This is a genomic window from Mesorhizobium sp. M7A.F.Ca.CA.001.08.2.1 (assembly GCF_003998455.1).
Lineage (GTDB): Bacteria > Pseudomonadota > Alphaproteobacteria > Rhizobiales > Rhizobiaceae > Mesorhizobium > Mesorhizobium ciceri.
Window position 1 is genome coordinate 1 of the sequence record NZ_RZPW01000525.1, and the last position, 4555, is coordinate 4555.

At 63.1% G+C, this 4555-nt stretch carries 5 protein-coding genes and 1 pseudogene; 3 read left to right on the forward strand and 3 right to left on the reverse strand.

What is annotated here, in order from left to right; all coding sequences use genetic code 11:
- Window positions 1–166, reverse strand: a pseudogene (locus tag EN914_RS40010) (DUF3108 domain-containing protein); the annotation flags it as partial.
- A 258-nt stretch (window positions 167–424) separates the two neighbouring features.
- Between EN914_RS40010 and rpmB the strand changes: the two are divergent.
- From rpmB to EN914_RS25405, 3 genes are all read left to right on the forward strand, one after another.
- Complete coding sequence (gene rpmB, locus EN914_RS25395; protein ID WP_013529373.1) at window positions 425–721, forward strand: 50S ribosomal protein L28; 297 nt, start codon at window positions 425–427, stop codon at window positions 719–721.
- A gap of 184 nt (window positions 722–905) precedes the next feature.
- Complete coding sequence (locus tag EN914_RS25400; RefSeq protein WP_024503743.1) at window positions 906–1586, forward strand: queuosine precursor transporter; 681 nt, start codon at window positions 906–908, stop codon at window positions 1584–1586.
- A 59-nt stretch (window positions 1587–1645) separates the two neighbouring features.
- On the forward strand, window positions 1646–2317 hold the full coding sequence (locus EN914_RS25405; RefSeq protein WP_024503742.1) for a spermidine synthase: 672 nt from the start codon (window positions 1646–1648) through the stop codon (window positions 2315–2317).
- Between the two features lie 10 nt (window positions 2318–2327).
- Here the strand turns inward: EN914_RS25405 and EN914_RS25410 are convergent, their stop codons facing one another.
- Together EN914_RS25410 and cobT are read right to left on the reverse strand one after the other, a co-directional pair.
- Complete coding sequence (locus tag EN914_RS25410; protein WP_024503741.1) at window positions 2328–3356, reverse strand: esterase-like activity of phytase family protein; 1029 nt, start codon at window positions 3354–3356, stop codon at window positions 2328–2330.
- Window positions 3353–4555, reverse strand: a 1203-nt coding sequence (gene cobT / locus EN914_RS25415; protein WP_127389336.1) for a cobaltochelatase subunit CobT, incomplete at its 5' end; no start/stop codon positions are given. The genes EN914_RS25410 and cobT, both read right to left, overlap by 4 nt.

Here is a 4555-nt window from a genome sequence, read left to right on the forward strand (position 1 = left end):
CGTAGGCGCCGTTCTCATAACGGCTGGAAAACGTTGATTTCGCTATCGAAAGTCCAAGGAACGACACCGTATACTCGCCCTTGAACGACTGCGGCGAGGCAGCAGACGCGGCGGACGGCAAGGCTGCGGCAAGCATGGCGGCAAAGGCATGTGACGAACGAAGCATGGCGGGATCGGGTCCTTGATTTTCGGCCGGAGGCGGGCAACTCCGGTCTGGCATGTCCCTATGAGACCGCTTATAGGATGAATTCCGGCCTTAATATGAAAATGCCGGGCGCGCCGTGGGCAATGCAGGAGCTTGACGCCTCGGCGAAATGCAACTATGGAACGCCAACTTTTTCCATAAGGCCGCCTGACCAGAACCGCGCGCCACCCGGCGTGGGCTTGAGTGTTTGGCAGACCCCGAGAACTGAAGGTTAGAACAATGTCCCGCACCTGCGAACTCACTGCCAAGGCAGTCATGTCCGGCAACAATGTGAGCCACGCCAACAACAAGACCAAGCGTCGCTTCCTGCCGAACCTCGTCAATGTGACGCTGATTTCGGAAGCGCTGAACCAGAATGTGCGCCTGCGCATTTCGGCCAACGCACTGCGTTCGGTCGAACATCGCGGCGGTCTCGACGCCTTCCTGGCCAAGGCCGACGTCAAGGAATTGTCGCAGCGCGCCCGTCTGCTGAAGAAGCAGATCGCCAAGAAGACCGCCGAGCAGGCTGCCGCTTAAACAGTTCAAAGGCGGGGGACGACCGCCCTGGCCAACATCTTGTTGGCCTCTGGCCAACATCTTGTTGGCCTTGGGGCATCGGATCGAAGCCGCAAGGTTTTGGCAATCCGGTGCCCACATACGAAGGCGAGCATCGCCCGCATGGGCATGATGCTTGGCTGGTTCCATTACCCAGGATAAAAAAATGACTTCCTTCTCGCGGTATTTGCCCTTCGTGGCCGCCATGGCGCTTGTCGTCGTGGCATCGAACATTCTCGTGCAATTCCCGATGCAGGGCCAGATCGGGGGCCTCTCGCTGGCCGACCTTCTGACTTGGGGGGCCTTCACCTATCCCTTCTCGTTCCTGGTCACCGACCTCGCCAACCGCCGCTACGGACCCACTGTGGCGCGCCGGATCGTCCTTGTCGGCTTCATGACAGCGGTGATCTGCTCGATCCTTGTCCCGCCCTTCCTGTTCCGTCACGGCCTGATCGAATTCGAGACCGCCGCCGACCGGCTGGTGCGTATCGCGGCCGCGTCCGGAGCGGCGTTCCTTTCCGCGCAACTGCTCGATGTCACCGTGTTCAACCGGCTGCGCCGGCAGAGCTGGTGGCGGGCGCCGATCATCGGCACGCTGGTCGGGTCGGTGTTCGACACCGCCGTGTTCTTCACCGTCGCTTTCTCGGCTGCCTTTGCCTTCGCCGGACCAAACGACGGCTTTGCGTTGGAAAACGCACCCTTGATGGGCGTCTTCCATGTCGAGGCGATGCGCTGGATCTCCTGGGCGCTTGGTGATCTCTCGGTGAAACTGATCATCGCCGTCGTCGCACTCATACCCTACCGGTTGCTCGCTGCCCGCTGGAGCCAGCCCGCGGTTGCGGCTTAAACCATGATCCCGAAAAGTGGGACCCCGTTTTCGGAAAAGATCCTGGTCGGACAAAGATCATGATCCCGTGGATCCAGCTCGATTCAGCGAAGACCCCAGACGGCGGACAAGAACTTCGCCTCAAGCGGCGCGGCACCGAATTCTCGATCATGCTGGGCACCAACGAGCTCATGAACAGCCGCCTCAGCGGTTCCGAGGAAGCGCTGGCAAAACTGTCCTGCGGGCGGATTGCCGGCCATAGCCAGCCAACAATCCTGATCGGTGGGCTTGGCATGGGTTTTACCTTGCGCGCCGCGCTTGCAGAATTGGCCAATGATGCCGGAATCGTCATCGCTGAACTGGTGCCGGCCGTTGTCGCCTGGGCGCGCGGTCCGATGGCCGAAATCTTTGGCGGCTGTCTCGACGATCCGCGCGTCACCATTCAGGAGACCGATGTCGGGCAGCTGATACGCTCGCAGCCCGCGGCCTGGGACGCCATCCTGCTCGATGTCGACAACGGCCCGGAAGGCATCGTCCACAAATCCAACGACGCGCTCTACAGCCTGCAGGGCCTCGCAGCCGCACGCAGCGCCCTCAAGCCGGGCGGCGTGCTGGCGGTGTGGTCGCAAGGTCCCGACAACGGCTTCACGCGGCGGCTGAAGCAGGCAGGCTTCGGGGTCGAAGAGGTCAGTACGCGCGCCAACGGCAAGCGCGGCGCGCGCCATATCATCTGGATCGCCACCAAGACGTAAAGCCGGCGGCTCAATCCTGGTGCAGGATGAATTCCAGATAGAGGTTGCGCTGCAGGATCGAGTGGTTGTCGTCGGAGATCAGCGACACCATCAGCGCGCCGTCGTCGCGGGTCCAGACGTCGAGCCCTTCCATATTGTCGATCTGGTAGCCCATGTCGGCCTCCAGCAGCACCGGCCCGTCGGCGACCGCGCCCTTCTCGACGCTTTCGCCATAGATGCGCCGCAGCCGCATCTTGACGCCCCTCGCCATCGAGAAACTGCGCTCCAGAAGCAGCAGATCGCCATCCGGCAGGAAGGCCCCGTCGGTGATGTCGAAATCGCCGTTGCGCTTGACAGTAAAGACGCCCTTGTGCGGCCCTTCGATGATGGCGGCATAGATGTTGCCGGTTTTGTCGAGGCTCTTTTCGGAGACCACGACCAGGCCGCCCTCATGCTGACCGTTGGCATTGGCGTGGGTGACGGTCTCGAAGCCGCGATTCTGGCGCAGCTCCTGGGCCGGAACGACGAAATCCAGCGGCTTGAACGACGCCTTCATGTCGTTGGGGTCGATCTTGAACTGGGCGACGCGGTGGCTGCGCTCGAAACCGACGGTGGCAATGCCGTCCTTGACCGCGAGGCCTTCCGCATCGACCTCCCATTTCCTGTCGATCGGCCGGCCGGTCTCGTCGACCATCTGCTGCATGCGGAAATTCTGGATGCCGGAGGGCCGCTTTTCCGCGTCGCGGACCACCGTGCCGAAGAACCAGAAGCCGGTGTCGGCAACGCCGATGAAGTCACCGCCGGCCTTCAGGAAGCGGAAGGCCGACAGCGCGCCGAAATCGCGTGTCGGCGAGGTCATCTCCAGCCCGCCGACGAATTCGAAAGGGCCGAATTGCTTGTCGGCACGGCCAATGTGAAATTCGGTGATCGGGCGGGCCGAGATTTCGACCGGTTCGATAGAACCAGAGTCGGGCGAACCGGCTGCCGCCGAAGCCACACCGGAAAGCAGGGCGATGGCGGCGAAAAGCGTCTGCTGAAAGCCGCCGCGCCTGGAGATCATCCGGCGCGCCGCATACCACCGCCGCGCCGCGTATCCTTCGCGCTTTCCTCGGCAAACAGCGAAGCCAGCTGCTCGGTCATGGCGCCAGCCAGCTCCTCGGCATCGACGATGGTGACGGCGCGGCGGTAGTAGCGCGTGACATCGTGGCCGATGCCGATGGCCAAGAGTTCCACCGGCGAACGCGTCTCGATCAGCTCGATGACGGCGCGCAGATGGCGTTCGAGATAATTGCCCGGATTGACCGACAGCGTCGAATCGTCGACCGGCGCGCCGTCCGAGATCATCATCAGGATCTTGCGCTGCTCGGGCCGGGCGATCAGCCGGTTATGCGCCCACAGCAGCGCCTCGCCGTCGATATTTTCCTTGAGCAGGCCTTCGCGCATCATCAGGCCGAGATTGCGCCGTGCCCGCCGCCACGGATGGTCGGCCGATTTGTAGATGATGTGGCGCAGATCGTTGAGCCGGCCTGGGTTCGGCGGCTTGCCGTCCTTCAGCCATTTCTCGCGCGCCTGCCCGCCCTTCCACGCCCGCGTGGTGAAGCCGAGGATCTCGACCGAGACGCCGCAGCGCTCCAGCGTGCGCGCCAAGATGTCGGCGCAGGTTGCCGCAACCGTGATCGGCCGGCCGCGCATCGAGCCGGAATTGTCGAGCACCAGCGTCACCACCGTGTCGCGAAATTTGGTGTCGCGCTCCTGCTTGAACGACAGCGGCTGCATCGGGTCGATGACGACCCGCACCAGCCTTGCCGGGTCGAGATAACCCTCTTCCAGGTCGAAATCCCAGGAGCGGTTCTGCTGCGCCATCAGCCGGCGCTGCAGGCGGTTGGCTAACCGCCCGACGACGCCGGACAGATTGGCCAGCTGCTTGTCGAGGAAGGCACGCAGCCGGTCGAGTTCTTCTTCTTCGCACAGCTCCTCGGCGCCGACCGTCTCGTCGAAAGCGGTGGTGAAGACCTTGTAGTCGATCTCTTTCGGCAGATTGGTGAAGGGATTGTCGTTGCGGCGCGCTTCGCCGGGTGTTTCGGCATCGGCGTCGTCATCGTCGGACAAATCGTCGGCGGTGGCGTCGGAGGCTTCCGTCTCGGCCGACTGCTCGTCATCGGCCGAAGCTTCGGCATCCTCGGACTGCGACTGCTCGGAGCCGGAATCCTCTTCGCCGCCCTCCTCGCTCTGCTCCTCGCCTTGCGGCTGGTTGTCGTC

Excerpts from the sequence above, each read along its gene's own strand:
- rpmB (WP_013529373.1), top strand. The coding sequence starts at position 425 with ATGTCCCGCACCTGCGAACTCACTGCCAAGGCAGTCATGTCCGGCAAC.
- EN914_RS25400 (WP_024503743.1), top strand. The coding sequence starts at position 906 with ATGACTTCCTTCTCGCGGTATTTGCCCTTCGTGGCCGCCATGGCGCTT.
- EN914_RS25405 (WP_024503742.1), top strand. The coding sequence starts at position 1,646 with ATGATCCCGTGGATCCAGCTCGATTCAGCGAAGACCCCAGACGGCGGA.
- EN914_RS25410 (WP_024503741.1), bottom strand. The coding sequence starts at position 3,356 with ATGATCTCCAGGCGCGGCGGCTTTCAGCAGACGCTTTTCGCCGCCATC.